This window comes from Aromatoleum toluolicum, from assembly GCF_012911005.2.
GTDB lineage: Bacteria > Pseudomonadota > Gammaproteobacteria > Burkholderiales > Rhodocyclaceae > Aromatoleum > Aromatoleum toluolicum.
In genome coordinates, this window is record NZ_WTVS01000166.1 from 1 (window position 1) to 2,287 (window position 2,287).

Sequence of the window (2,287 nt, forward strand, 5' to 3'; positions counted from 1 at the left end):
CTACGCTTGATCGTGGTCATGGCTGCCCTCTCCACCGGGTTAAAGGTCGATCCGACAATCAACCTTAGCCATGACCACCCGCGCCTTCCAACCGAAGGCGCTTCTGCACACACTTCTGAACACTACCGCTGTTCGAGGGGAGGCTCAAGGTCCGGTAGTCCCGGCAACCTGCCGTTGAGCCTACCCGTGGTTCAAAGACGGCTGTGGGTCGGTACCGGGCACTCAGCCATTTGCTTTGCCTGAAGAAATCCGGTGCATGACGAGCCGCGGTACAGGCGGTCGCCTGTATCCGCGCGGCGCTCGCGGCTGGCGAGCGCATTTAGGGTACTTGCAAGTTACGCTGGAGCTGAGCCCTTGTGCGGGCTCAAGGCGAACGGTTGTATTCTCGCGTGCCGGCTTAACGGCTGCCCAATTCTCCGGGCGCACTCGGCGCCCTTGTCAGGACCAGCTGGCCGTCCTTCACCGGAATGCGGTCGCCGGGTTCGTGGTCCATGCGCACGCGTCCGGCCTTCTCGCCGAGTCGATAGTCGACGTCATAGCCAACCACCCGCTCGCTGGTGTCCTTCACCGTCTTGCACCGGGTTTCCGTGGTGCTGTAGGTGTCGTTGGCCTGCATGTTCTCCTGGATCTTATTGCCCGCATAACCGCCTGCGGCGGCGCCAGCGACGGTGGCGAGCTTCTTGCCGCTGCCTGCGCCGATCTGGTTGCCGAGCAGGCCGCCTGCCAGGGCGCCGACCACCGTTCCGGCGATCTGATGTTGATCCCTGACCGGGGCGCGATGATTGACCACCACATCCCTGCATACTTCGCGCGGCGTCTTGATCTGTTCCGTGAGTGGCTGCACGGCGACCACATCGGCGTACTTCGGCCCGTGATCAACCAGGTTGTAGGTTGCAACGGCACCCCCTGCCGTGACGCCCAATGCGCCCAGCCCGATGCCCAGCATCATTGATTTGTCCATACGTTCCCCCGGCCCTGAGTCTGGTGCGAAAAAATCGCAATAGGCGATTGTATTGCTGTGTCAGCCGGCGGTTTGAGCAGGGAAACAAAGAGATACCCAATGATCCGGGTACAGGGCGCGCTATCCGGGACGCACTGCGCTAATGTCCGATCACCCACCGTCGCCCCTCGGCGACGACCTTGTACAGGCGCCAGCCGTCCGCGCCGGGCGTGCCGCACAGGCCGTAGATGAAGGGCAGGTCGACGCGGCCGGGGATCTCGAAGCGCAGGTCGCGGAAGGCGGCGCACAGGCTGCCGGAGGCGTCCTGCTGCGCGTGGTCCAGCACCGGGAACATTGCGAACCAGCGGTAGAAGGCGAAGTCCTCCTTGCCCCACACTTCGCGCGCGAAGCCCTGCAGGTCGGCGTTGCCGAAGCGCGGGCGCGTCTCCCACTGCGCGAGCGCGACCGGGCGGTAGGGGGCGGAGAAGCGGCGGATGAAGTTGTCGTCGGGGTCGGCGGCGAGGATCTCGCTGCGGCGCGTGTTGAGGTGGGCGTAGTGGTAGTGCTCGCCGTCGAATACGATCGCGGTCCAGTTGAAGGGCGAGGCGGGGCGGGGCGCCGCGTCGACTTCGACGACGGGCACCTTGTTCGCGGCCGCCCAGCTGCGCGCGGCGGCGATCGCCTCGCCGCGGCCGAGCGCGCCGACGCCTATCCATGCGACGACGAGCGCGAGCGCGGTGGCTGCGGGGATGCGGCTCGTGCGCCACAGGGCGCTTGCGACGAGGCCGGCGACGAGCACGCCGGTGAGCACGAGGTCGATGATGAAGGTGGTGCCCCAGCCGAAGCGCCGGTCGGAGAAGGGGGCGAGGATCATCGTGCCGAACTGGGTGATGAGATCGCCGCCGATATGGATCAGGATGCCGGCGCAGGCGACGGTGTAGAAGCCGCGCCAGTCCGTTCCCGGGCGGCTGCGCCGCGCAAGATGGGCGAACAGCCAGGCGAGCAGCAGGCCCCACAGCGGCAGCAGGACGAGCGAGTGGGTGACGCCGCGGTGGCCGCGCAGGTAGGCGAGTTCGGAGACGTAGCCGAGGACGAAGTCGAGGTCGGGGAAGGCCGCGGCCGCCGCGCCGGCGGCGACGGTCTGCCAGACGGGCAGGGGCGCCGCCGATGCGGAGGGGGTTGCGGCCGCGGTGAGGCTGGCGGCGGGACGCCGTGCGGCGAGCAGGCGGCCGACGATCGCGCCGGAAAGGGCGTGGGTGAGGGTGTCCATGGGGCGTTGGAGGCGATCGGGAGGGCTTCGTTCCCGGCGGGGCGGTCCGTGACGTCTGCTTGACCCATCCCCACCCC

The 2,287-nt window shown here is 67.6% G+C and carries 2 protein-coding genes; both read right to left on the bottom strand.

All coding sequences use genetic code 11. From position 1 onward, the window contains the following. Positions 1-397 precede the first annotated feature (397 nt). Positions 398-949 carry a glycine zipper 2TM domain-containing protein gene (locus GPA27_RS28150; protein ID WP_211165303.1) on the bottom strand — a complete coding sequence of 184 codons (552 nt, stop codon included), beginning with the start codon at positions 947-949 and terminating at the stop codon, positions 398-400. Positions 950-1,100: 151 nt separating this feature from the next. Further along, entirely contained in the window at positions 1,101-2,210 is a 1,110-nt protein-coding gene (locus GPA27_RS28155; RefSeq protein ID WP_169143711.1) for a metal-dependent hydrolase, read from the bottom strand. Positions 2,211-2,287: the final 77 nt, after the last annotated feature.

What these genes read in the sequence shown, in the direction of transcription:
- GPA27_RS28150 (WP_211165303.1), bottom strand. Translation starts at nt 949, where the DNA reads ATGATGCTGGGCATCGGGCTGGGCGCATTGGGCGTCACGGCAGGGGGT.
- GPA27_RS28155 (WP_169143711.1), bottom strand. Translation starts at nt 2,210, where the DNA reads ATGGACACCCTCACCCACGCCCTTTCCGGCGCGATCGTCGGCCGCCTG.